General features: G+C 49.2%; 29 protein-coding genes and 1 pseudogene. 10 read left to right on the top strand and 20 right to left on the bottom strand.

Going from position 1 to position 21,858, the window contains the following annotated elements; translation table 11 throughout:
* Nucleotides 1-112: 112 nt before the first annotated feature.
* Together ENTMO_RS0109680 and ENTMO_RS0109675 are read right to left on the bottom strand one after the other, a co-directional pair.
* Nucleotides 113-499: a hypothetical protein gene (locus ENTMO_RS0109680; RefSeq protein WP_010429878.1), complete on the bottom strand. Its 387-nt coding sequence runs from the start codon at nt 497-499 to the stop codon at nt 113-115.
* A 109-nt stretch (nt 500-608) separates the two neighbouring features.
* Nucleotides 609-965, bottom strand: coding sequence for a hypothetical protein (locus ENTMO_RS0109675; protein ID WP_010429874.1), 357 nt, complete (start codon nt 963-965; stop codon nt 609-611).
* A 420-nt stretch (nt 966-1,385) separates the two neighbouring features.
* On the opposite strand from ENTMO_RS0109675, the gene ENTMO_RS0109670 reads away from it, so the two are divergent.
* The gene (locus ENTMO_RS0109670) at nt 1,386-1,871 is read left to right on the top strand and encodes a GNAT family N-acetyltransferase (protein WP_010429870.1); all 486 of its coding nucleotides are present in this window, start codon (nt 1,386-1,388) and stop codon (nt 1,869-1,871) included.
* Nucleotides 1,872-2,304: 433 nt separating this feature from the next.
* Here the strand turns inward: ENTMO_RS0109670 and ENTMO_RS0109665 are convergent, their stop codons facing one another.
* The 17 genes and pseudogenes from ENTMO_RS0109665 to ENTMO_RS0109580 form a co-directional block, all read right to left on the bottom strand.
* The gene (locus ENTMO_RS0109665; RefSeq protein WP_010429866.1) at nt 2,305-2,823 is read right to left on the bottom strand and encodes a hypothetical protein; all 519 of its coding nucleotides are present in this window, start codon (nt 2,821-2,823) and stop codon (nt 2,305-2,307) included.
* Entirely contained in the window at nt 2,820-3,356 is a 537-nt protein-coding gene (locus ENTMO_RS0109660) for a lysozyme (RefSeq protein ID WP_010429862.1), read from the bottom strand. Before ENTMO_RS0109660 ends, ENTMO_RS0109665 begins: the two co-directional genes overlap by 4 nt.
* On the bottom strand, nt 3,356-3,658 hold the full coding sequence (locus tag ENTMO_RS24010) for a hypothetical protein (RefSeq protein ID WP_010429859.1): 303 nt from the start codon (nt 3,656-3,658) through the stop codon (nt 3,356-3,358). The genes ENTMO_RS0109660 and ENTMO_RS24010 overlap by 1 nt, the downstream gene beginning before the upstream one ends.
* Before the next feature lie 632 nt (nt 3,659-4,290).
* Complete coding sequence (locus ENTMO_RS0109645) at nt 4,291-4,698, bottom strand: type II toxin-antitoxin system death-on-curing family toxin (protein ID WP_010429855.1); 408 nt, start codon at nt 4,696-4,698, stop codon at nt 4,291-4,293.
* The gene (locus ENTMO_RS0109640; protein WP_010429853.1) at nt 4,698-5,066 is read right to left on the bottom strand and encodes a type II toxin-antitoxin system Phd/YefM family antitoxin; all 369 of its coding nucleotides are present in this window, start codon (nt 5,064-5,066) and stop codon (nt 4,698-4,700) included. Before ENTMO_RS0109640 ends, ENTMO_RS0109645 begins: the two co-directional genes overlap by 1 nt.
* Before the next feature lie 59 nt (nt 5,067-5,125).
* Nucleotides 5,126-5,725, bottom strand: coding sequence for a hypothetical protein (locus ENTMO_RS0109635; protein ID WP_010429850.1), 600 nt, complete (start codon nt 5,723-5,725; stop codon nt 5,126-5,128).
* A complete protein-coding gene (locus ENTMO_RS0109630; RefSeq protein WP_010429847.1) occupies nt 5,722-6,078 on the bottom strand; it encodes a RusA family crossover junction endodeoxyribonuclease in 357 nt (118 codons plus the stop codon). The genes ENTMO_RS0109635 and ENTMO_RS0109630 overlap by 4 nt, the downstream gene beginning before the upstream one ends.
* Nucleotides 6,071-6,364, bottom strand: coding sequence for a Ref family recombination enhancement nuclease (locus ENTMO_RS0109625; RefSeq protein WP_010429843.1), 294 nt, complete (start codon nt 6,362-6,364; stop codon nt 6,071-6,073). The genes ENTMO_RS0109630 and ENTMO_RS0109625 overlap by 8 nt, the downstream gene beginning before the upstream one ends.
* Before the next feature lie 144 nt (nt 6,365-6,508).
* Nucleotides 6,509-6,727 carry a hypothetical protein gene (locus tag ENTMO_RS0109620; RefSeq protein WP_010429840.1) on the bottom strand — a complete coding sequence of 73 codons (219 nt, stop codon included), beginning with the start codon at nt 6,725-6,727 and terminating at the stop codon, nt 6,509-6,511.
* Between the two features lie 179 nt (nt 6,728-6,906).
* A complete protein-coding gene (locus ENTMO_RS0109615; RefSeq protein WP_010429838.1) occupies nt 6,907-7,227 on the bottom strand; it encodes a hypothetical protein in 321 nt (106 codons plus the stop codon).
* A 241-nt stretch (nt 7,228-7,468) separates the two neighbouring features.
* Nucleotides 7,469-8,383, bottom strand: a complete 915-nt coding sequence (locus tag ENTMO_RS0109610; RefSeq protein ID WP_041951381.1) for an FRG domain-containing protein — start codon at nt 8,381-8,383, stop codon at nt 7,469-7,471.
* A 169-nt stretch (nt 8,384-8,552) separates the two neighbouring features.
* Nucleotides 8,553-8,753: a hypothetical protein gene (locus ENTMO_RS0109605; RefSeq protein WP_010429831.1), complete on the bottom strand. Its 201-nt coding sequence runs from the start codon at nt 8,751-8,753 to the stop codon at nt 8,553-8,555.
* A gap of 498 nt (nt 8,754-9,251) precedes the next feature.
* On the bottom strand, nt 9,252-9,908 hold the full coding sequence (locus ENTMO_RS0109600) for a DUF1627 domain-containing protein (RefSeq protein WP_010429828.1): 657 nt from the start codon (nt 9,906-9,908) through the stop codon (nt 9,252-9,254).
* A 17-nt stretch (nt 9,909-9,925) separates the two neighbouring features.
* The gene (locus ENTMO_RS0109595) at nt 9,926-10,666 is read right to left on the bottom strand and encodes an ATP-binding protein (RefSeq protein ID WP_010429826.1); all 741 of its coding nucleotides are present in this window, start codon (nt 10,664-10,666) and stop codon (nt 9,926-9,928) included.
* Nucleotides 10,667-10,668: 2 nt separating this feature from the next.
* Nucleotides 10,669-11,587 (bottom strand): annotated as a pseudogene (locus tag ENTMO_RS26510) (helix-turn-helix domain-containing protein).
* A 22-nt stretch (nt 11,588-11,609) separates the two neighbouring features.
* Nucleotides 11,610-12,062 (bottom strand): toxin YdaT family protein, encoded by a 453-nt coding sequence (locus ENTMO_RS0109585; RefSeq protein WP_010429817.1) that lies wholly within the window; start codon nt 12,060-12,062, stop codon nt 11,610-11,612.
* Complete coding sequence (locus ENTMO_RS0109580) at nt 12,062-12,274, bottom strand: Cro/CI family transcriptional regulator (RefSeq protein ID WP_010429814.1); 213 nt, start codon at nt 12,272-12,274, stop codon at nt 12,062-12,064. Before ENTMO_RS0109580 ends, ENTMO_RS0109585 begins: the two co-directional genes overlap by 1 nt.
* A gap of 77 nt (nt 12,275-12,351) precedes the next feature.
* On the opposite strand from ENTMO_RS0109580, the gene ENTMO_RS0109575 reads away from it, so the two are divergent.
* The 9 genes from ENTMO_RS0109575 (at nt 12,352) to ENTMO_RS0109530 (ending at nt 21,220) form a co-directional block, all read left to right on the top strand.
* Nucleotides 12,352-12,771 (top strand): helix-turn-helix domain-containing protein, encoded by a 420-nt coding sequence (locus tag ENTMO_RS0109575; protein WP_010429811.1) that lies wholly within the window; start codon nt 12,352-12,354, stop codon nt 12,769-12,771.
* A gap of 856 nt (nt 12,772-13,627) precedes the next feature.
* A complete protein-coding gene (locus ENTMO_RS0109565) occupies nt 13,628-13,900 on the top strand; it encodes a hypothetical protein (protein WP_010429810.1) in 273 nt (90 codons plus the stop codon).
* Nucleotides 13,901-14,123: 223 nt separating this feature from the next.
* Nucleotides 14,124-16,010 carry an exonuclease family protein gene (locus tag ENTMO_RS0109560; RefSeq protein WP_010429808.1) on the top strand — a complete coding sequence of 629 codons (1,887 nt, stop codon included), beginning with the start codon at nt 14,124-14,126 and terminating at the stop codon, nt 16,008-16,010.
* The gene (locus ENTMO_RS0109555) at nt 15,931-16,236 is read left to right on the top strand and encodes a DUF4060 family protein (RefSeq protein ID WP_275990997.1); all 306 of its coding nucleotides are present in this window, start codon (nt 15,931-15,933) and stop codon (nt 16,234-16,236) included. The genes ENTMO_RS0109560 and ENTMO_RS0109555 overlap by 80 nt, the downstream gene beginning before the upstream one ends.
* A gap of 61 nt (nt 16,237-16,297) precedes the next feature.
* Nucleotides 16,298-16,513, top strand: a complete 216-nt coding sequence (xisR, locus tag ENTMO_RS0109550; protein ID WP_010429804.1) for an excisionase family protein — start codon at nt 16,298-16,300, stop codon at nt 16,511-16,513.
* The gene (locus tag ENTMO_RS0109545) at nt 16,513-17,799 is read left to right on the top strand and encodes a site-specific integrase (RefSeq protein WP_010429802.1); all 1,287 of its coding nucleotides are present in this window, start codon (nt 16,513-16,515) and stop codon (nt 17,797-17,799) included. The genes xisR and ENTMO_RS0109545 overlap by 1 nt, the downstream gene beginning before the upstream one ends.
* A gap of 73 nt (nt 17,800-17,872) precedes the next feature.
* Entirely contained in the window at nt 17,873-18,544 is a 672-nt protein-coding gene (gene phoP, locus ENTMO_RS0109540) for a two-component system response regulator PhoP (protein WP_010429800.1), read from the top strand.
* Nucleotides 18,544-20,007 carry a two-component system sensor histidine kinase PhoQ gene (gene phoQ / locus ENTMO_RS0109535; RefSeq protein WP_010429798.1) on the top strand — a complete coding sequence of 488 codons (1,464 nt, stop codon included), beginning with the start codon at nt 18,544-18,546 and terminating at the stop codon, nt 20,005-20,007. Before phoP ends, phoQ begins: the two co-directional genes overlap by 1 nt.
* A 91-nt stretch (nt 20,008-20,098) precedes the next feature.
* The gene (locus ENTMO_RS0109530) at nt 20,099-21,220 is read left to right on the top strand and encodes a ribosomal protein uL16 3-hydroxylase (protein ID WP_010429795.1); all 1,122 of its coding nucleotides are present in this window, start codon (nt 20,099-20,101) and stop codon (nt 21,218-21,220) included.
* Nucleotides 21,221-21,305: 85 nt separating this feature from the next.
* Here ENTMO_RS0109530 and ENTMO_RS0109525 read toward each other — a convergent pair whose 3' ends face one another.
* Nucleotides 21,306-21,797, bottom strand: a complete 492-nt coding sequence (locus ENTMO_RS0109525; RefSeq protein WP_010429792.1) for an REP-associated tyrosine transposase — start codon at nt 21,795-21,797, stop codon at nt 21,306-21,308.
* Between the last annotated feature and the right edge of the window lie 61 nt (nt 21,798-21,858).

Here is a 21,858-nt window from a genome sequence, read left to right as displayed (position 1 = left end):
TTTGATAAACCGGTAGGGTTGATATTGTCTTTGATCTGACTCTACTGAGGATGAAGACAAAAAAAGCCACCTGAACTAATAGTGGCTTTTAATTGTTAACTTAAATTTAGCTTTAACTAAATTTAATTTTAGATATTTGATTAGAAACTTCCGTATCTAACGATGTTCTATCATCTCTTTCCTTTCTTTGCTTCTCAGCAAGTTCATGAACTTCTTGATCATAATGATTGTTAGCAATTTCAATAAGTTCAATGAGCTCCTTTGATACAAATTCCAAGTTCTTATCGCCATGAATTTGTGCATAAGCTTCAACAAAATTGGTATCAACAGGGTTTACAGGGGCCTTGCTGAAGTTTCTTCCCCTGTAAGAATTTACAGCATCAGAAAACTTGTTACGCCATTTCTCATCAGGATACCCATCTAAAACGAATTTAAATACTCCCCCTTCATTAGTGTAATTTGAATTAGTTTGATCGATGCTTGTGATTTTGAAACCCATATAACCTCCTTTTATAAGTTGAGCATGAATATCATCTTTGATGATTAACCTTACATATCAGTAACATATGCACTTAAAAATGACGCCGAAAATAACGTTAGTCAGCACATCAATTCTTGCTACGCCGTCTGAGAACTAATCGGCCGTCACCTGCCTCGATTTCCTCATAATCTTTAAAGACAGGAACAAGGAGTGCTATGCCAATGGATGCAGCAGCAATAATCGTAGCAATCTCAAATCCTGTATATGCAGCTACCGGGAGTAGTCCCATGGTAGACAAACCACCGGTAAAAGGTGTTGCGGCTAATACAGCAGCAATCGCAGCAAGTGTAACCCCACTTGCCTTTGCCACTGTTTTTCCTTTGCGAACCTTGTTAGCAAGCTCGCCTTCTATTCGAATGGTTTCAGCTTTACTTTTCTGTGCGCGTTCAAGTTCATCTTTGGTACGTACTATCACTTGATTCATTCTAATCCCTCTTATAGCAGAATCATAACCTTAGGATTAATCTGAATCAGCAAAAATTGCAAGATAGTTTGATCGCCTTGCAACCGAGTTGCATAAGGGATTTGCAAGGATTTTACCTCTTGGGTTGCGCATTTTTTTGCAGCTTGTTCGTACGTTCTGAACACTATCTGTTGCGGCCTACATGTGCTTCCTCTCTAAAATGTAACAGTTTTCTCGGCATCACCACCGTTAACAAAAGCTTTGCCCAAGTTCACAGCCGAAGGAGTTTCTTAGATTTGCGCGTACGATGCGCTCCAAAGGATTTTTTTGTAAAATTTAATCCACTTCAAAATTTCAGCGCATGAACCATTGATATCAAAGAATAAAAAATAGGAACGTAGTATTTTGATACCGCTCATAACATATTAAAGAGAAACTAAAATGCCTGAAATTGTTGACCCAACAGACTCATTGATAAGTTTTCAGCATGCACTGTCAAATGGTCTAATCAGACTTTCTCCATGTGTAGTTCACACCGATATGAAAGTGCTTTTAGACGATGCTAATGGTACCCCCAGGATTACTTACGCCTTTGTTCAAGGAGAGACTGTTAAAGGTGTTGCCGTATATGTTCCGGTCGACCCAGTAGAAGGTAAGCCATGTTTTGGCGTCGGTTATGCTGTAGCTGATAGATTTAAAATGCAGGGCGTCGGCACAACGCTCTTCACCTCAAGCATCGAAGAAATGCGCTATGGATTTAGAAACTCGTTTAGTGAATTCTATGTAGAGGCTATCGTCGGAGTTGATAATCAGGCATCTAACAAACTAGCTTCGAAAGTTTTATCTGTTACGCCTGACTCAGGGAAGGATTCCCACTCTGGCAAGCCTATCAATCAGTACATGAAGCTTTTCAGTACCACCAAGTAATATTCTTCAGGCGCTTATTATTGCGCCTTTTTAAACATGCAGTTCATCTGCCAAGCTTTGTTATGCGCCAGGATGTCTTTCTTCGTCTGGCGCTCCTGAACATTGATAACGTGAACAGATAGATAACTTGTTACCTAACAGCAATCTACCTACCTAAGTAAAATCTTAATTCTTTACGCTTACGCTTGTTGATCTCTGGATCCATGCCAGGATATCCAAGACTCTGATGCGGAGAATGCCGACTCCAGGGAAACATCGATAATAAGAGCATGTGAAACTGAGACTCCGGTAGCCCCCCTTGTGGGGGCTTTTTTTTCGGATTGATGCGCTTCGCTTGTTAAATATTGAGTCTTTTCTAGAATTTAAAGGTGCTTTGCTATGTCAGGTAAAGCCGTCGTTCAGGAATACCCGTGTGCTCAAGGACGAGCCATCCCTAGTTTTTCCTTTCCAGCTCTATCTGCCTAATGCCTGCGAAGTTATTGTTGCCCTTCTCAATCACTGCCAGCAGCGGCTTAATCCAGAGCACGGCCTGGCAGTATGTTATTGAGCCGGCGGCAGCGGAACGATCATCGGCTGCGTCAGGTCTGCTGGTATCGGTGTGCATGGCGCTGGCACGTAAACGGTGCGCGTATTCGAGCAGCCCACCAGCGATATCAGCAGGAACAGGCAGATCACAGGTCTTTTCACGGCGGAGAATCTCTCGGTATTCGATTACGGTTTCTTCGGTGCTGGTGTCAATTAGGGAGTTGAGCCTATTGGCATGTTCTGCAACCTGATTGAATCGATTGAAGTTGAATGCCTGGGTAGCGATAACCTGCCCCTGCAGAGAATTGTCACTTCGCAGAACGTCGTTATCGCTCTGAAGGATACTAGCGTCTGAGCAGCTCTTAACGAGAGCGACTGACATGCCAGCTATAACGACAACGCCGATAAGATCCAGATTAATTTTCATTGGTCCAGCCCCCAGCACACCAGCGCACTTTCCTGATCACGCCGCTCAACCTGCCCATAACAGCCATTCTTCTGGCCTTTAGTCAGGCGGCAATCGCGGCCACCATCCTTAATCCACCAACGGATAGCCTGACAAGCCCCTTTTCGGTCACCGTCGTTGATGCGCTTGTAGAATGTCGAGGGGAAACATTTACCGGGGCCGATATTGTAGGGGCAGAACGAAGCAATACCTGCTTTCTGCGGTTCGGTCAGCCGCACCTTAATATTGCGATCAACCCACGCAAGCGCTTTATCCCGTTCGATGGCGTTTACCTGGTCGCATTTCGCCTGTGTCAGCTTCATTCCCTGCACCACCTGTTTACCATCAACCATCGTGGCACCGCGGCAAATCGTCCAGATCCCGCCGCCATCTTTGTATGCAGTGAGCCTGTTCCCTTCTTTCTCATCCAAGAACTGATCGAGGATGGTCGGTGCGGATGCGCCAGCAAGCACTAACCCCAGAACGGCTGCGCTCAACTTTGCCCGGCTCCCCATTACTCACCTTCCTTTTGTAATGCCTCGACAACTACGCTTGCCGCAGCCGGACGTTCATGAAGAGGTTTATCACCGACCCCTTTCAGGTAGTCATTGACCATTTTCGTTCGCTTCTCGTCTTCTCTGCGCCTGCGGTTTGCATCCACCCGCCCGTTAACGTAGGAGGCAAGCGAGATAAGCAAACCGGCTGCGCCAAAGAACATGAACACCAGATCCTGAGTGGTAAATCCAATGGCAGACGCCAGAGCTGCTACCCACGCGAAGAACTGCGTGAAGATGTTCCCTGAATCATTCATTTTCATCGTCTCTCACCTCGCTGTGTGCGGGTGCTGTGTGAAGGAAATAAAAAAGCCGCAGTTAAATGCGGCTCTATAAGAGGGGATTATTTTTGCGGAATAGCTTGTTTTTAAGTTTCAAAAACCATTTTGGTGGCTTGGATTTCGGTCTCCAGATCTCTTTAGCAATTTCTCTCGCTCGTTCGTCGCTTATCTCTTCTTTTTTGCTAAAGCGCTTGTAACTTCGATACTCAAAGACACGGTTTATCAGGTACGCGATAAATGGAAAAACGATCTTGAAAATAGTTGCAAAGAAGATCAGCGCCGTCATCGCAGCAAAATGATCATGTATACGAACCGGCAATGACTGAAGGTAATCTATCATCCTGCGCCCTGAAGTAAACACGGCGATATGACAGGGGTACTGGTGCAATGCACCTTCGCGAATACCCCTGTCGTATCGCCGGATAACAAAAAACCCCGGCAGGCGGGGTTTAAAGTTTTTTCAAATTGTAGCTTTACATCGCTGCCATCGTGGCGCAGCTCTGCCAAGCATGAATGAATTATCTACTTTTCTGACGCGTTTTCAACTCTAAACTGAAAAAAATCACTTTCGTGGTTTCGTGAGATCAAATAATCCGCCGAAGCGGGCTTTACTGTCACACTAAATAATCATGCTCTGCCACGATATCATTTCGATAATCAGACAAGATACGCAGAGCAAAGGCTGTGTTATCTAACTCAGCCTCGCCCATAGCGGCAAGCACCGTCAGCTTCACCAGTTCGAACGAGGCGTTCAGCTCGACTCCATTCATCAGTAAAAACACGCTGGTTGCCTGGAATGCCGTGCGCTTATTCGCATCATTAAAAGCATGTGCTTTAGCTATTGCAATGAGATACATCGCTGCAAATGCAAAGATGTCATCACAGCCTTCATACTCGGCAAGTGTCTGGACACGAAATAGTGCTCCATGCAGTTTTCCTTCATCTGCCGGGCCACTATTAGGTAAGGTCGAAGTTTGAATCTCAACAACCTGATCAGGCGTTAAAAAAGCAATGTCATCCATTATTTGTCTTCCAAGGCCTTGATGATTTTTGCGTGTTTTGTTTGTGTAAGCTTCAGGGCTTCGCTGAATGATATTTTAGTATTGTCTGCTTTTACCTTTGTGATAATTTCTCCATTTGGTGCCTTTTTAACATAGTAAGCCTGACCATGAGCGTCTCTAACCACTTCAATAATTGTGTTTGAAGGATTAGACCTCGCGGTATAAGGTCTTGTTGTAATTGGGCTGTAACTAAGTTCGGAACTAGTGGAGCCTTTCAATACAGTGTCAGGTCTTCCCCGCTGAGTAACAACTACGGTTTCGCCGTTCCTGATTGCATCAAGAATATCGGACAGCTCTGCTCTCATCTGGGTATAACTAACTTTGCGCATACGCACCTCATCTCTTGTACATGTACAGCTTAGCATACTGATTCGAGCCTGTAATCAGATCAACCATCCAGCGCTTTCTTTGCTGACAGATAGACTTTTGCCCTGAATATCTGTAGACACCAAGTTACCCGCTCTCTCGCCGCTCGTTCCGTCAGCCATGGTGCTAAGCTCTGCAGTTCTCTGGTGATGTCAGAGATTTTTTTCCTGGTGGTGTAATAGTGACGGCCAACCAAATAAACCGGATCCATCAAATCGAAAGCCTGAAGCACCACATCCTCAATAAATTTCGCGTCATCGCTGCACATCGCTGCGTCAATTACACTCACCGGCGGCTCGGGCCAGAGTATCGAGCGCGCGCGCCTCATTGCCTGCTCACCACGGAATCCCTCTTCTCTCGCCTGGTTCAACGCCGCCGTAAATCGCTCAAGCGCTTTATCAGACCAGTTTTTTCCACTGAGCACATTCCAGCACGAATGGCCGCACGGTTTGGCCGGAGCCGTTCCACCGCGCACAGACTCCCCCCACACTGTTAGCAGCGATTTAATCCACCCGGACTGGATATCAGTCAGGAGAACACTTTTCCCGAGCCAGCTCTTGCGTGGCGCCATTGAGGTTTTTCCCAGTCCTTCAAGATAATGGCGTTTCTGGCGTGGCGTCATTTCATATCCTCGATAATTATCATTCCGGTTTCGCCCCATACTTTTGTTGTCCGGGCGTCCCAAATTTGGGAATCATCCTCAAACAAGGCGTCCAACAGAGATTTTTTTAAGTTGTCCAGATCGGGTTTTTGCTGATGAGGTTGACCGTCCATTGCTGCGCGCTTCTTCTTGCTCCAGCTCTGCGGCATCGGCAAAACGAAAGTGATATGGGCGTCGCTCTCCGGTACCTGGATTCCATGCAGCCTGGCTTCATCGCAGAACATGCGATAGCGCATCACCGGTGGCCGCTGTTTCCATTTATCACGGCGAGTCATGCGTGGTTTTCCGACTGGGGTGATGATGTATTTAGGCATAGAACACTCCCAGCTCTAACTGGACCTGCTCCAGCAGCTGCAACTCGGTACCGAAGTTTCTCTCCCATTGCTTGCGGCCAGCATGAATCGCCGCACCATAACCGCCGTTGCGATGGTGCATATGGCATAGAGGAATTGATTTCCGATGGTCAGCGCGCTGGCTTATGCCCTGACCGGTTCGGATATGGTGAATTTCCGCAGGCGTTTCGCCCAGGTTCTGATTTCTGCACACGATGCAGCCCAGTGCGGCCACACGCGAAAGATGAAGGTTATCTGCTTTCTTCATGCTGGACCACCAGCGCAAGCAGAAACACCGCACATAGACGGGCGGTGAGAGTTGTTTAGGGTAATGCTCTGCGCCATTTTGATTCCTCAGGTTGGCGCAGTAATCAGTGGGTGTTCAGCCCGTTTGATTATTATAAATCAACACTTACGGCTTGAGAACCTTAAGTGCTTCTGGCAGGGAGTTAAGGTTGATTATTCGCTCATCATCACTGAGGATCCGCGCGGAAATTCGATTACCCTCCCGGCGTATCAGCGTGCGTAAAGCATTATTGGTGACGAGGTAGTCAGTTATTTCGCCATCGGACAGATTTAAAACAAGCAATCCGTCTTTGGTTAAACCCGCGGCAAATTCATTTAATTTCATGGGCACATCCCTAAAATGGTTTCCCCTTCCGGGGGCGGTCCTTTATCTCCCTGCGCGCTGACCTCATTAACAGTTCCGCTTAGCCTGATGTCTAATAGGTTGGATAAATCAATAAAGCTCAATTGAGCTAAACAACCGAACGATAGTGACTTCTCTTGCGTGAGGGAATTACCGAAGGGCTAAATGATTGGTAGTTCGTCGTTGTTGATTTCTTTAATCAAAAAGATAGCCACTCCTGCCACCCGCACATCGTCCAGCGCGTCACCTTCTATCACATCACCATCTGGGGTAATTAATGACTCGCCCTGTACTTTCGCAAACTGCATGCCACCGCAGAACGAGAACGCAACAGTATCACCCGACTGGGGGGGACGGGTTATATCTACGACAACAAATCCCGGTGAGATTTCGATTGCGCGGTATTTGCCATCTAAGCGACAAAGACTGGCAAGCGTCATAGGAGTTTCTGTGTTAGCGAGCACTGGAGATGTATACGACATGATGCCTCCTGAACAATTAACTGTATATTCATACAGTACACCGCAACGTCAGAATGATCAACGCAATAAGAGCACGAAACGTTACAGGATGACGGGGATAGATGTGAAGAACCCGCCGAAGCGGGTTAAGTTTTCGTGTTCTGCTCAGCATTTTCCATGTACTGCGGATCGCTAGCTAACGGGAGTTGAACCATCTTTCACGGGATTAGAGCATCCTGGCTTAAAGGCTAGGACCTCGTAATCATAGTAAACCGCTTGCGCTCAGACCCCGTCGTCTACTCCCGTACAAATCAGTTATAAATTTGGCTGATTTATCAATTTCTGGAAATAGAGTTCTCTCATTTATACCTAAAAGATTCAGCTCATCTCTAATATGGGCTTTGTCGGCTTCATCGATCCAAATTCTGTCCTGTCGGAGACGTTCAGCAACTCTAGACGCATCAACATTCACCCCCCAAAGCATAAACGCTCCAGCCTGTGCAATTATTCGCTTGTTAGACATTTTCGGTTTGACATAAATAGGGCGTAACAAATCATCAGGATTTACAACATTTCTAAAATGTGCCTTTTCCATTCCAATGTGAAAAACTAAGGTATCGACGACAGGTTGCTTATTAAATTCAATGACAGATGACGCCGTCATGGCACAAGAGGCTAATTCCTCTTTTTGTTTCTTTGTGAGATTGGCAATATTTGCCATACAACTCACTCTATCGCTATCATAATAACGCTGCCGGTCTTTAGGCACTAAAAATGCTTGAACTGCACCATGATAATCCTCACTACGTTTGCTCATTTCTGTAGCAAACCAAAGAGCCACCAGAGGGTTTGTTGTTACATCCAAAAGTCTAGTGGGTAAACCAAAATGCTGCATTCTAACCAACCGGTCAAACATAGTCTTATCAGATTCAAATTCACTTGGATGCAATGAAACAATATCCCTAACGGCATAGTTTTCGCTACTATGAATATCATTATCATCACGAAAAAGTTTTGGAATGGAATACCATCCATAGTGACTCTGGCCTCTGAAGGCCGTTGGGGGATGGCCATCAAGTCGCCAATTAACAACATGGCGAACAAAATCAGATACTGATGTGATCTGAATTGAAGGTCGCGGTCTTTTTTTGTTTAGTTTCGATCTACTATCTATCATTATATGTCCCCAAATTTACTTCTAATACGTAGTCGGGTTTAGTTCATCCCCCGCTTAGCAGGTTCTTTCTGACACATCAACATCTATATTAACCTAGCCCTACTAGTCTTTCGATTTGTATGCAATACTCCACTTCGGAATACCCCCCTTGATGATTAGGGGGGGTACATTATTGCTTCCAATATTTTTGGACCCTGATATTTGCTGGAACACATATATTTTCATAAATAGGGCCACTAACAGTCATGACAATATAAATACCATCAAGACCATCAATGTTAAGCGAGAGCCTATCTCCGGCCCTAACCTCACGCTCTAGTTCAATATCCTCTACACGTCCAGTATCATCAAAAGTCACTGAATACATCATCTCAAATTTCCCTCTAATCTCATGAAGTGTGGCATGAAAATACCATGAAGAAGCGGTTATGAGCTAATCCTATGGCGTCTAGTAAGTGAGTTATTCAGCAATATGCCAGTTGGCTACAGCCTAGTTCGTGAACGAGAGATCAGTCTCGAGGTGTTCTTCTACCGTGATTTCTGCGTTCTCACGACAGAACGTTTTCCAACCCTTCCGGCATGTTTTCCAGCCACGATTCCAGCCGAGAGATTTTGTCTCAGTCGACGAGCCCTCGGTGTCTTTTACACATTTGTGAAGTAATAAATTGCTCACTTTGCCTCCACTAACTCTTTCCATTTTTCTTGAAGCAACTGCCGGGCCGCTGCCTCACCATCAGGCGGGAACGAAAATCCCGCCCGAATGCCGGGACAACCGTTCGAACAGCGAACCTCTGCCGAACCCCAGTTCATCCCCCGGCTGCGAACCCTCAGAGAAGGAGCCATTCCGCATTCAGGGCATTTCGGCAAATCAGTCATTCCCCAGCCCCTCCAGCAGATGCTTATGATGGCGCAGCTCGCGAACAGCCCTCTGCACACGCTGCAGGCGTGCCAGCTTCGCTTTCGTGCGGCGGATTTCAGTTGAGATATAACGCGGTGACGGAATAATCAGATCATCCGGACGACTGGCGAAAGTTGGGATTTCCCCAATAATTTGTTCCAGGGTTGTGCTGTCTGGCGCTGATGATAACTTGACGTCCGGTACTGAAGGCTCCTGCTGTTCTGGCTGAACTTCCGGTTCATCCGCCAGGCTCCAGGTGATATTTTTCCCGTCCACATGGCGCAGGACCAGACCGTCCTTGCACATCGCACCCAGCGAGGCATTCAGAGCTCGCGAACCTTTACCCAGTTTTTCTGCAACCTGGTTGGCACTCATAGCCCCCTGCCCCTGCATAGCTGACAATACCCTCTCCACCAGCTGCGATGGCTGCTTTGGTCTGATACGCTTCGGCTTCTGCTCTTTCGCGGTACCAACCGACCAGGCTCCATCGAAGAAATTGCACAACCCCTCTTCCTTGTGCTCGCGCAGCATTTTCAGGGCCTCTACGGGTTCAATATCCAGGCGTGCTGCTACTTCGTGATAGGTTGCTTTACCCATGGCTTTCAATGCGTCGACTACAGATTTCATAATTTTCTCCTCAAAATTTACTTAACAGGTCTCAGGTGGCTAACGTTTCCGCGATAGCTCTCCCAGTCAAAGTTCACCCAAATGCCGTTATCCATGCGCAGGCGATCAACAACCCTTTCGCCCAGGGTCTCTATCAGCTCGTCGTAATTCAGGTTGGTCAGCACGCCAACCGGGCGCATAGCGGCCAGCCGGCGATCGATAATCTGGTTCAACAAAACTTTCTCGCCGCGGCTGTCGCGCTGAATGCCGACTTCGTCGAGCACCAGCAGATCAACTTTGCAGAGGTCATCCAGCAGCGCGGCTTCAGAATGTCCTTCGTCATAGCAGGCCCGGGCGCGCAGGGTCAGATCAGGCACCGTCACAATCAGAACCGTTCGCCCCTGTTTCAGCAGATAATTTCCAATGGCTGCTGACAGGTGGTTTTTGCCAGTGCCCGGCTTTCCGGTGAAAACGAAACTCGCAAAGCCGGTGCCAAAATTTTGCGCATAGCTCTTTGCCATACTCAGGGCATGGCGCTGGCCATCGCCGTTCACCGTGTAATTCGCGAAGCTGCAGCTGCGGTGCAGGTTCTGGATCCCGGATCTACCGAAAATTTTCTCAGCACGTGCCTGCTGGTTGAGTTTGTCCACCTCAGCGGCACGTTTTAGACCTTCCTCGCGCTGCCAGACCATCAGCTCAGCGGCGCTCTTGAATTTGGGTTCTACGCCCGGCGGAATGACGCGGCGAAGGCGATCGAGAATGGAACCTGCGTTTTGCATGCTTACCCCCTGAATCCTGGCGGAACGGTGCTGTCAGGACGGGAGATCCGATTGATATCCCGGCCACCAGCCTGATTCTGAGCCGCCCCTGGCGATGGCAGCCGTAGAATTAAGTCATCCCATTTTTCGCGCAGTTTTGACGGTGACATCACGTTCCGGCACCAGAACGGATCACGCTGTACACGCGAAAACATTTCGCATATTTGCTTATGTGTTCTGCCATCAAGGGCACACATCAGACGGATTTCGTTGGACCATGCAGCCCAGTTAGGCTCTTTGGGGCGCACCAGTTCCCCGTCTGTCTCAGCGGCTTTTTCATACAGTTTGACGATGCGGTTCCACATCCACTGGGCGCAGGTCAGATCTTCCTTGCTTCCCCACTGCCGTTTTCCTGCATGTGCAACCACGGCCTCTGGATGACGATTTAAAACACGCCTCTTTGGTCAGCTGTTCGTCCGACAGCGAAGCGTCCGGACAAGTATTATTTTCTGGTTCTTTGACTGGTTCAGAAGAGTGACTGATTCTGGGTGAATCTCCTTCACTACCCCCTGGTGAATGTGGTGCACCATCTGGTGAATCTCCTGCACCAGCCCCTAGTGAATTTGCTTCACCACCCTGGTGAATCCCCTGCACTACCCTTGCACTGGTATTTGCACCGCTCAGGGGTAGTCGGTAGAAATTACTGCCGTTACCTTTTGGGCCCGTTCTGGTCTCTTTTCGCATCAGTCCAGACTCGCAAAGCGCGGCAACATGATTCATGACGGAACGACGGCTGATCTCACACTGATCAGCGATATGCTGATAGCTCGGCCAGCATTCGCCCTGATCACTTGCGTTATCGGCCAGCTTAAGCAGGACCAGCTTACGAAGGGGGTTTCCTACCTTGACCTTCATCGCCTGAACCATCAGTTCCATGCTCATAGAACACCTCAATACAACTGAACTAGGCTACGTTTGAACAAGTCGAAACCAGCTTCACTTTGACGCCGACCAGCTGCGCCAGCGCGTCGATAGCTTCCAGAGTCTCGCGGCGGATTACCGGTTGCGGTTTGCCAGTGAAGACGGCATTGGTGGCTTCGATACACTCTTTGTTAACCCTGGCCGCCCGGTAGTGCATGCAGTCCTTCTGCGCCAGTTCGTTATCAATGGCGGTACGGATGGCATAGCTCAGCGCTTCTGCCTGTTTCAGGTAGTTAGGCGTATCGTTGCGGAAAGCACGTTGAATAATCTGCTTGTTGTTGTGCAAACGGCGCGCGTATTCGTCCGGATCCGATACGTCATCAAGTGACTGAAGCAGATCGCCAAAGTGATGCGGGGTTATCAGCTGCGTGACCGTCTTCCAGCCCTTTTCCTGCGCCCAAGACTCCAGCTCGCATGCCAGCTTTTTGATTTCCATCAGTCAGACTCCTTAGGGGCATTGAGGTTAAGCTTGTGCTCATACAAAACTGAGTCGTACTTCAATGCACCACCCGTTAATTTTTCCAGTCGAGCGGCGCGTCGTTCAGGTACTAACTCCCCCCACTCACTCACAGAGGATCGAGCGATGTTGAGAGCCCTCGCCACGTTGGCTTTTTTCCCAAAGTGTTTGATTACATCTTCGGTTTTCATTTTGTCCTCCTTGGTAAGTTTTCCTAACTTTATATGTTAAGGAAACAAGAGTCAATGCGCGTTAGGATTTCCGAACTATGAAAACGATCGGTCAGCGTATAAAAGAGCGGCGCTCTGCTTTGAAATATACCCAGCGCAGCCTAGGCAAACAGGCTGGGGTTGCTCATGTCACAATCTCTCAGTGGGAACGTGATGAAACCTCTCCAAGGGGCGATAATCTCTTCAAGTTAGCTGCGGCTCTTGGCGTTGAACCTGGCTGGATCATTAAAGGCGATGACGGATACGAACCAGCCCCAGCAGAATCGTATCGGATGCTTTCACCGCAACAGATTCAGCTTCTGGAACTGTTTGAAAAACTCCCCAACGCTGAGAAAGAACAACACATCATCAATTTGCGGGACAAGGTCAAAGACTACGATGAAACGTTCAACGACCTGATAAAAACCAAAAGCAAAGAAGAAATCCTGCAGATCCTCAAAAACCTCGATATCAAATAATTTTTCTTCACGCCAGGCCGCTTCAATAGCGGCCTTTTTGTGTTTTTCACGATCCTGCTGTTAGGTTTTGCGAAATTCACCCTTGACGTTTTGTTAGGTTTAAATAACAATCTGCGTTATCAAAACTTAACAGCAGTAATCAGTAAACGTTCCGCCTACCCGGCGATAAGGGTGATTAGCCAAGCAAAGCAGCAAACAGGGGTTCGAGATGGAAAAAGCATACGAAGAGTATTTCAACAGTCTGGCGGAGGGTGAAGAAGCACTGAGCTTTTCCGAGTTCGTCCAGGCAGTTTCTTGAATGTGGCGTAAGCCAAAGGCTTGAAGGCGGTTTTCTCAGGTTGCGCGCTAAAGCATAGCGGGGAGAACCTGGAGCGGAGAGCAAACCCCGCGTTGCAGGACTTGAAATACCTTCACAGACCAATAAGCCGACTGGCAGCGAAACTGCCCTTTACATCTGCCCTGGCGAGGTGGCGCCGCCAGACCAGGGCAGATGAATCGTCCACAACATGGAGGCGCATTCCACTCTTTCACTAATGGGGATTGGTTTGTTAGCTGGCGGAGTGTGCTTCCAGTTGTGGGCAATCGAAATTGTGGATGGCTGTTAATAACCTTATAGGGGATTCATTATGACAGACTTTAATCGTCAACCATCACGGCAACAGGCAGTCCGCCTTAACTGGTTTGAAATAAAACTTCGAAAACTTTGTTATTTGCTTGCTCAAAAAGGCAACCCTGAATTCTGAAGGTTAATAGCGTCGATAAAACACAATAACCTGACTGTCATTTAATTATACACGATTCAAAAACCATGCCTTAAACGGCAGGAATTCTCTCAACCTAAAACAAGGTGTCTGAAATGAAATTAGAAGTAACAACCATTGAAATGGGTCTTGCAATAGTAAACAAAGAAATTGCGACATTTAATATTAACGGGATTATTTCTGGCGTGGTTCATCTACCATCCTCTGGCCCTGTAACCGTAGTACTTGATGGTGGCTATGTGCTGGGCGAGTTTCATTGTCCAGTATGCGCTGTTAAGCACATTAGCTTGCTGTCTGTGAACTTCACAGAAGCACAGAACGCCTGCGGCATGTCCTATTACGATTACAAACGCCAACTACTTAACTGATATGGATGACATCATTTGTCATTGCGCCGTTTGCTGCCGCGAATATAAAAAATCGGAAATGCACAAAAGGAAAACAGACAGATACCCCTTCAAGCGCACGATTTATTTATGTGAGCAATGCAATGAAAAAAGAGAAAGGCGTAACGCGTTAAAAAAGGTTAAGCGTGTTATTCGTAAACCATATCGCTAAACATCACACACCAAAAAATTAATAGAGGTAATTATGTCTGTTGAATTAAAAGTTTTCGGCGGTGCTTATTTTCCAAAAGATAAAGCCTTGAAAAAACACCCGGACTTAAAGCCGCTTGCTACAGCAGTAAATTCGGCCACAAAAGCCATTGCTGAAGCTGTTATTTTCGGCAAGCTGGCGGCTGAACATCCTGAACATATAGATGATTATTTTAAGGTGAAAATTTGGGAGCACCACGAAGACCTTCCATGTCCTGAGCTTGATGTGTTTAGCGCTGATTTCTTTGGTGAGCACGTTGTCTGGAATAACAATCGAGGTGAACCAGCTGCTGCGCCACAACCAGAAATCGATAATAACGAAACCGTGCACGCGGCGGGTATGAAGATTGTACGCAACCTTGACCAGGACTCCCGCGCGGCATGCCTCGCCCTCTTCGGCGCAGTGGAGGAGATCACCGATTCGCAATTCGGTCAGGTAGTCGATTTAAATAACGACGACGATGGCAGCTTCCAACGAGAACTGGCCCAGGCTTTTGTGAAGGAACCTCGCGTGTTTGCCCTGAGCGGTGAGCGGCAGGAAGAACTACTGGCGTGGATTCGCAAAACTATGAAGGTCTCAACTCAGTGGCCTGATATCAAAAAAGGTATCACTAAATGGATCGACACTCCGGCAGCAAAGCGTGAGCCTGTTGCTACCGACATCAAACCGGACACAGAAGCCAGCCTGGGCGGTAATACCCCTACCGATCGCAGTCCTGATCTGGTGCATAATCTCGCAACTCTCCGCCTGGAAACCGCACTGGGCATTCTCTCGGCCGCGATGGATTTTGATATTTATGCCATTCCATCCGAAATTATCCGCCGCGCCAAAGAGATGGAAAGCGAGGGAAGAGATCCGCGCTTTTCTGCCTGGTGGAATAAATTACGCGGCACTCCGGGCATCCTGGACTTCTCCCGCGCCTCCATTATCGCGCTGATTAAAACCGCTCCGGAAGACCTTTACCTCAAGCCGGTCGATCTGCGTGCATATATTAACCGCAATCTGGTTGAATCGAATCATGCGAAACCGGATCAGAAAACAATCGATATCGCATGCGGCAATATCAAGCTGGAGACTGAAAATGATGAAACCAAACCGTCTGTACCGGGCGAAACTCTTCCACCAGCAGTTTGCCCTGGCAAAGCTGCGCAACTCGACAAAGAACTCAGCGAGACATTCGCTCCGAACACGACTCCTGAAAAGCAAGCCGGCGGTCAGCCGCGTGTTGAGAACCTGGGTGGAGGAGTCTTCTCAGTCGATGCTCTGATAAATACCCCCTCCTCAAATGAAGTCGAAAAACAGGAAGTGCCTCCAGCTCAAGACGTTCGCGAAGCACCAGACGAACGCGAATTTTCGATTTTGCACGCACTAAATGATCTGATTTCTGGCCGCACCAATATCATGGGGAAAGAAGAGGCTGAGGGCGTGGTGGCATTCACAGGTCACCTCGTTTCCGATGTTATCCCGCTACTGATGGAAGATATCACCACCACTGAATATTGCCTGTCTCCTGTGTTTACCAACGAGGAGATCCACGATGTGGCAACAACCATGCTGGATAGCTGGTCCGACGATATTAGCGTTCGTCAGAAAATAGCTCTTGATGCGATCGTGGAATACCGCCGCCCCGAACCACCAAAATCGGTATTGCTCGATACACCAGCTGTAACAGCAAAACCTCAAAAGGCAGCTGATCCTGACCGTGAGAAACCAGATCTATCGGCGGCATCCTCATACCTGCAACAGCTAACGATCGCCGCACTGCAGGGCTTATGTTCCAACCCGGCTTATTGCAATCAGTATGAGGAATTACCGGCTATGGCCGCCGGACTTGCCCGTAGCGTTATCAACCATCAGGAAGGCTCCTGTGCGTCTGATTAACCGTAGCAAGGGAGACAGTATCGGCGGTCCAGCATGCGCCGCCGCGCTCAAATGCCATTTTGAGAAATATGGCGCGCATGGTCGCAGCGACAAGCAGACTTTTTACACCATCAAGTTCCAAGGGAGAAAAATTACGGTTGAGGTTGTTAACCGCCCCCGTAGTTACGTGGCCACGGCAATGACAGGTGCCAGGCATCTCCGGTGCCTCCCTGGCCTTGGTCGGTGATTTTTGACAATCAATATACTATCTGCCGCTGCGATATCGTGGCGGCGTCATGGAGTTAAGCATGGCGCAAATCATTTTTGATGAAGAGTGGATGGTGGCGGGAAAGCTAACTGAAAAAACGGGGCTGGATGACAGGCAAATAAAAGCTTATCGCCTCGGATGCTGGATTGAAGGGGTTCATTTTAAGCGAGTACCCGCGGTACCCGGCGGAGAAAGCAAACGCGCTTTGGTCTGGTACAACTTCCCGCTGATTAATAGATTTATTCAGGAAGCATGATGAACTTTCCAACCGGCGTTGAACTTCATAACGGAAAAATAAGGATCACGTTTACCTATCGCGGCATTCGCTGCCGCGAAGTTCTCCGTGGCTGGGTGGTTAACAGCAGCAACATCAAGAAGGCTGGAAACCTTCGCGCCGTCATCGTGAGTGAGATACAGTTCGGCCAGTTCGACTACGCGGCGCGCTTCCCTGAATCGAAGGCTCTTAAAAAATTCTCATCAACTAAGCGGATCACGACGTTTAAAGAGCTGAGCGATTTTTTCATTGATACAAAAGCGCTGGAGGTGTCAGGGGCAACACTGCACTCTCTCACATCTGCAGTTAATACCCTGAAGCGTGTTGTGGGAGAAAATACTCCCCTTGCTGATATTCAGCACGCCGACATCCTGAATTACCGTAAAGAGCTGCTGACCGGCAGCGTATTAAACCCATCAATGCCTAATCTGGTTAAAAAGGGACGCGCGCCCTCAACAGTCAATAAACAGATGGCGGTTTTATCAGAAATGCTGAAGCTTGCGAATCGAAGTCAGTTTATATTACACGCTCCTTATGAGGGCGTGTCCAGGCTCAAGCTATCTAAGGCAGACCCCGATCCGCTTCTACTTCATGAGTACCAGGCACTGATTGCCGCCCTTCCCCGAAAACTGGCTTTGATCATCATTGTAGCCGTCCATACGGGAATGAGGCCCGGCGAGATTTGTGCTCTGGCGTGGGAGGATATCGATCTGAGGAAAGGTGAGATTCACGTATCAAGAAGCCTGACGAACAAGCGGGTGTTTGTGCCGCCAAAAACAGATGCAGGCATCAGAACGATTACACTGCTTAAGCCTGCTCATAATGCGCTGCTCGAGCAGTTCGAAATCACCGGCAATAACCCAAGACAGCAGATCGTTTTCCATCACCGTGAAATTGGCAAAACCGAGCCGCAAAATCTGCGTTTTGTATTTACTCCTGAAAAGAAATCGTCAGTGAATGAGAGCTTTTTTTCCAAAAATTCGATTTCGTATGGATGGAAACGGGGAACTAAACTTTCTGGAATACGTGAGAGAAACCCTTATCAGTCCCGCCATACATACGCCTGCTGGACGCTTATGGCCGGTGCTAACCCTTCCTTTATCGCCAGCCAGATGGGCCATGAGGACGCGCGTATGGTGTATGAGGTTTACTCGAAGTGGATCGGCGATATGAACCAGGATCAGGTCAACATGCTGAACAATCAGATGCCGACAGCTATGCCCCCAGGACGCCCCCAAGGTATTGGGAACATTAAAAAAGTCATTTAATTTCATGACGCTGGTTTCAAACTACATAATCAGCGTTAAACTATTCATACCAATTATTTAGGGAGAAGAGATGATGCGCGTACTGGTTGTTGAGGATAACGCATTGCTACGTCATCACCTGAAAGTTCAGCTTCAGGAGATGGGACATCAGGTGGACGATGCTGAAGATGCAAAAGAAGCCGATTATTATCTCAATGAACACCTGCCGGATATCGCCATTGTCGATTTAGGCTTGCCGGATGAAGACGGTCTCTCGCTGATCCGTCGCTGGCGCAGCCATGACGTCTCTCTACCGGTGCTGGTCCTGACCGCCCGTGAAGGCTGGCAGGATAAAGTGGAAGTGCTCAGCGCGGGTGCGGACGACTACGTGACGAAGCCGTTTCATATCGAAGAAGTCGCTGCGCGCATGCAGGCGCTGTTACGTCGCAACAGCGGTCATGCTTCGCAGGTTATCTCCCTTCCGCCATTCCAGGTTGATCTTTCCCGCCGCGAATTTTCTATTAATAATGAAGTGGTCAAGCTGACGGCGTTCGAGTACACCATCATGGAGACGCTTATCCGTAATAACGGCAAAGTGGTGAGCAAGGATTCCTTAATGCTCCAGCTTTACCCGGATGCCGAGCTACGGGAGAGCCACACCATTGACGTGCTGATGGGACGTTTGCGCAAAAAAATTCAGGCGCAATACCCCCAGGACGTGATCACCACGGTTCGTGGTCAGGGTTACCTGTTCGAATTACGCTAATGAAAGGGATTTCACGACACTTTCTGCCCCTTTCGCTGCGGGTGCGCTTTCTGCTGGCAACCGCTGCCGTGGTGCTGGTGCTTTCTCTTTCCTATGGGTTAGTGGCGCTGGTCGGGTATAGCGTGAGCTTCGATAAAACAACCTTCCGTCTGTTACGCGGCGAAAGTAACCTGTTTTATACCCTGGCGAAGTGGGAAGATAACCACATTACCGTGGATATGCCTGAGCACCTCAATCAGCAAAGCCCAACGCTGGCGTTAATTTATGATGAAAAAGGCAAACTGCTGTGGGCTCAGCGCGACGTCCCCTGGTTGAAAAAACGCATTCGCCCGGAATGGCTCAGGACAAATGGTTTTCATGAGATTGAGGCCGATCTCAATTCAACCAGCGCATTGCTGCATGACGATCGCGCCCTTCAGCAAAAGCTGAATGAGATACGCGAGGATGACGACGACACGGAGATGACCCACTCCGTCGCCATTAATCTCTATCCCGCTACCATGAACATGCCGCAACTGACCATCGTGGTGATCGACACCATTCCGGTTGAGCTTAAACGTTCTTACATGGTCTGGAGTTGGTTCGTGTATGTTCTGGCCGCCAATCTTCTGCTGGTTATCCCTCTGCTGTGGGTCGCAGCATGGTGGAGTTTGCGCCCGATAGAATCACTGGCCAAAGAGGTTCGCGAGCTGGAAGAACATCATCGTGAAAAGCTCAACCCGGAAACCACGCGCGAACTCACCAGCCTGGTGCGTAATCTTAACCGCCTGCTGAAAAGCGAGCGCGAACGCTATGATAAATACCGCACCACGCTCACCGACCTGACGCACAGCCTTAAGACGCCGCTGGCGGTCATGCAGAGCACGCTGCGTTCCATGCGTAGCTCAACGCTCAGCGTTGATGATGCAGAGCCTGTGATGCTTGAGCAGATCAGTCGCATCTCGCAGCAAATTGGCTATTATCTCCATCGCGCCAGCATGCGTTCAGGAAGTGCGTTATTGAGCCGCGAGCTGCATCCGGTGGCGCCTTTACTGGACAACCTCACTTCCGCGCTGAACAAGGTGTATCAGCGTAAAGGGGTGAACATCAGCCTCGATATCTCGCCGGAAATCAGCTTCGTGGGCGAGAAAAATGATTTCATGGAAGTGATGGGTAACCTGCTCGATAACGCCTGTAAATATTGTCTGGAGTTTGTGGAAGTGTCCGCACGTCAGACGGATAACGAGCTGCACATCATCGTTGAAGACGATGGGCCCGGCATTCCCCGCAATAAACGTGAAGTGGTGTTCGATCGTGGTCAACGCGCCGATACGCTACGTCCGGGTCAGGGAGTGGGGTTAGCCGTCGCCCGGGAGATTGTCGATCAGTACGATGGCAAAATTGAAACGGGTGAAAGCCTGCTGGGCGGTGCGCGAATGGAGGCTATTTTTGGCCGCCAGCATCCCACATCGAACGATACTTGACCCGTTATGTGAAAAATGCGCGGATCTCGCACTCAGGCTCCTGAGCTTCCGTTATAATCCGACTCAATAAGAGCCTGCGGAATAAAAAAATATGGAATATCACTTAGCACTTAACTGGCCCGAGTTTATCGAGCGCTACTGGCAAAAACGCCCGGTAGTTCTCAAACGCGGGTTCAGCAATTTTGTCGACCCTATCTCCCCTGACGAGCTGGCCGGCCTGGCCATGGAAAATGAAGTCGACAGCCGCCTGGTGAGCCACCAGGACGGAAAATGGCAGGTCAGCCACGGTCCTTTCGAAAGCTACGATCACCTGGGCGAAAATAACTGGTCTTTACTGGTGCAGGCGGTCAACAACTGGCATGAGCCTACCGCCGCCTTAATGCGCCCGTTCCGCGCCCTGCCCGACTGGCGAATGGACGATCTGATGATCTCCTTCTCCGTTCCCGGTGGCGGCGTTGGCCCGCATCTGGATCAGTACGACGTGTTTATCATTCAGGGTACCGGCCGCCGTCGCTGGCGCGTGGGTGACAAAGTGCCGATGAAACAGCACTGCCCGCATCCGGACCTGCTTCAGGTTGACCCGTTTGAAGGGATCATCGACGAAGAACTGGAGCCGGGAGATATTCTCTACATTCCACCGGGATTCCCGCACGAAGGTTACTCCCTGGAAAACTCGCTCAACTACTCCGTGGGGTTCCGCGCGCCAAGCGGTCGCGAAATGATCAGCGGCTTCGCTGACTATGTTCTGCAGCGCGAGCTGGGCAGCTACCGCTACAGCGACCCGGACGTGCCATCGCGTGAACACCCTGCTGACATCCTGCCGGAAGAGCTTGATAAGCTGCGCGGGATGATGCTGGATTTGATCAACGAGCCGGAACATTTCAAACAGTGGTTTGGTGAGTTTGTCAGCCAGTCACGCCACGAGCTGGACGTTGCGCCGCCGGAGCCACCGTATCAGGCCGATGAGATTTATGATGCCCTGCAACAGGGTGACAAGCTGGTTCGCCTCGGCGGGTTACGCGTGCTGCGCATTGGTGAAGATGTCTTCGTGAACGGCGAAAAGCTGGACTCTCCACACCGTCCGGCGCTGGAAGCCATCGCCAGCCATCAGGTGTTGCACGCCGAAACGTTTGGCGACGCGCTGGAAGACCCGTCATTCCTTGCGATGCTGGCCGCGCTGGTGAACAGTGGGTATTGGTTTTTTGAGGACTAAGTCGCTATAATGCCCGGTGGCGCTTCGCTTACCGGGCCTACGATCCGAATGTAGGCCGGGTAAGGCGTAGCCGCCACCCGGCTTTTTACTTCCGCTCACCTGCCGCAAAATCCTCGATCTCTCCGGCCCAATCCTCTGGATATAACCCTTCCCGTACGTCCCGATGAAACGTTGAATACGGCCAGGCGCGAATCTTACTGACGTAGCCATGCTTCAGCGGATTGATATAGACGTAATCCACATGCCGCCGGTAATCCTGTTCATTGCGAATGGTGTGCTCCCAGAAACGCGGCTGCCATATGTGGCGCATGTCGATGTTGCGGCTAAACGTTTTTTTAATATCCCGCCAGCGGGCCGAAAAGTCGCTGTCGCCTTCCGGTAAGGTCCAGATACAGTGCATATGTTCGGGAAGGATAACCCAGGCGTTTATGGTAAAGGGCTTCGCGCGTTTAACCATAGAGGTGGCAGCACGCAGGCTGTCGATATGACGTATAAGCGAATCGCTCTGGCGGTTTTGCAGGTTGACGGTGAAAAACCAGGTACCGCCAGGGACGTAATGACGACGATAGTTTGACATTGGCGTTCCTTGCCTAAAAGCCGGGTGGCGGCTACGCCTTACCCTGCCTACAAAAGCGTGA

Source organism: Enterobacter mori LMG 25706, from assembly GCF_000211415.1.
GTDB lineage: Bacteria > Pseudomonadota > Gammaproteobacteria > Enterobacterales > Enterobacteriaceae > Enterobacter > Enterobacter mori.
Note: the sequence above shows the minus strand (reverse complement) of the source record. Positions and strands in the feature narration are given on the sequence as shown.

Bases quoted from the DNA above. Each gene is read 5' to 3' on its own strand.
- ENTMO_RS0109645 (WP_010429855.1), bottom strand. From the start codon at position 4,698: ATGGATGACATTGCTTTTTTAACGCCTGATCAGGTTGTTGAGATTCAA.
- ENTMO_RS0109610 (WP_041951381.1), bottom strand. From the start codon at position 8,383: ATGATAGATAGTAGATCGAAACTAAACAAAAAAAGACCGCGACCTTCA.
- xisR (WP_010429804.1), top strand. From the start codon at position 16,298: ATGGCGCAAATCATTTTTGATGAAGAGTGGATGGTGGCGGGAAAGCTA.
- ENTMO_RS0109615 (WP_010429838.1), bottom strand. From the start codon at position 7,227: ATGTCGTATACATCTCCAGTGCTCGCTAACACAGAAACTCCTATGACG.
- ENTMO_RS0109640 (WP_010429853.1), bottom strand. From the start codon at position 5,066: ATGCGCAAAGTTAGTTATACCCAGATGAGAGCAGAGCTGTCCGATATT.
- ENTMO_RS0109605 (WP_010429831.1), bottom strand. From the start codon at position 8,753: ATGATGTATTCAGTGACTTTTGATGATACTGGACGTGTAGAGGATATT.
- ENTMO_RS0109635 (WP_010429850.1), bottom strand. From the start codon at position 5,725: ATGACGCCACGCCAGAAACGCCATTATCTTGAAGGACTGGGAAAAACC.
- ENTMO_RS0109595 (WP_010429826.1), bottom strand. From the start codon at position 10,666: ATGCAAAACGCAGGTTCCATTCTCGATCGCCTTCGCCGCGTCATTCCG.
- ENTMO_RS0109525 (WP_010429792.1), bottom strand. From the start codon at position 21,797: ATGTCAAACTATCGTCGTCATTACGTCCCTGGCGGTACCTGGTTTTTC.
- ENTMO_RS0109555 (WP_275990997.1), top strand. From the start codon at position 15,931: ATGAGGAATTACCGGCTATGGCCGCCGGACTTGCCCGTAGCGTTATCA.
- ENTMO_RS0109625 (WP_010429843.1), bottom strand. From the start codon at position 6,364: ATGAAGAAAGCAGATAACCTTCATCTTTCGCGTGTGGCCGCACTGGGC.
- ENTMO_RS0109620 (WP_010429840.1), bottom strand. From the start codon at position 6,727: ATGAAATTAAATGAATTTGCCGCGGGTTTAACCAAAGACGGATTGCTT.
- ENTMO_RS0109675 (WP_010429874.1), bottom strand. From the start codon at position 965: ATGAATCAAGTGATAGTACGTACCAAAGATGAACTTGAACGCGCACAG.
- ENTMO_RS0109670 (WP_010429870.1), top strand. From the start codon at position 1,386: ATGCCTGAAATTGTTGACCCAACAGACTCATTGATAAGTTTTCAGCAT.
- ENTMO_RS24010 (WP_010429859.1), bottom strand. From the start codon at position 3,658: ATGAAAATGAATGATTCAGGGAACATCTTCACGCAGTTCTTCGCGTGG.
- ENTMO_RS0109660 (WP_010429862.1), bottom strand. From the start codon at position 3,356: ATGGGGAGCCGGGCAAAGTTGAGCGCAGCCGTTCTGGGGTTAGTGCTT.
- phoP (WP_010429800.1), top strand. From the start codon at position 17,873: ATGCGCGTACTGGTTGTTGAGGATAACGCATTGCTACGTCATCACCTG.
- ENTMO_RS0109560 (WP_010429808.1), top strand. From the start codon at position 14,124: ATGTCTGTTGAATTAAAAGTTTTCGGCGGTGCTTATTTTCCAAAAGAT.
- ENTMO_RS0109665 (WP_010429866.1), bottom strand. From the start codon at position 2,823: ATGAAAATTAATCTGGATCTTATCGGCGTTGTCGTTATAGCTGGCATG.
- phoQ (WP_010429798.1), top strand. From the start codon at position 18,544: ATGAAAGGGATTTCACGACACTTTCTGCCCCTTTCGCTGCGGGTGCGC.
- ENTMO_RS0109580 (WP_010429814.1), bottom strand. From the start codon at position 12,274: ATGAAAACCGAAGATGTAATCAAACACTTTGGGAAAAAAGCCAACGTG.
- ENTMO_RS0109585 (WP_010429817.1), bottom strand. From the start codon at position 12,062: ATGGAAATCAAAAAGCTGGCATGCGAGCTGGAGTCTTGGGCGCAGGAA.
- ENTMO_RS0109680 (WP_010429878.1), bottom strand. From the start codon at position 499: ATGGGTTTCAAAATCACAAGCATCGATCAAACTAATTCAAATTACACT.
- ENTMO_RS0109600 (WP_010429828.1), bottom strand. From the start codon at position 9,908: ATGAAATCTGTAGTCGACGCATTGAAAGCCATGGGTAAAGCAACCTAT.
- ENTMO_RS0109545 (WP_010429802.1), top strand. From the start codon at position 16,513: ATGAACTTTCCAACCGGCGTTGAACTTCATAACGGAAAAATAAGGATC.
- ENTMO_RS0109565 (WP_010429810.1), top strand. From the start codon at position 13,628: ATGAAATTAGAAGTAACAACCATTGAAATGGGTCTTGCAATAGTAAAC.
- ENTMO_RS0109575 (WP_010429811.1), top strand. From the start codon at position 12,352: ATGAAAACGATCGGTCAGCGTATAAAAGAGCGGCGCTCTGCTTTGAAA.
- ENTMO_RS0109530 (WP_010429795.1), top strand. From the start codon at position 20,099: ATGGAATATCACTTAGCACTTAACTGGCCCGAGTTTATCGAGCGCTAC.
- ENTMO_RS0109630 (WP_010429847.1), bottom strand. From the start codon at position 6,078: ATGCCTAAATACATCATCACCCCAGTCGGAAAACCACGCATGACTCGC.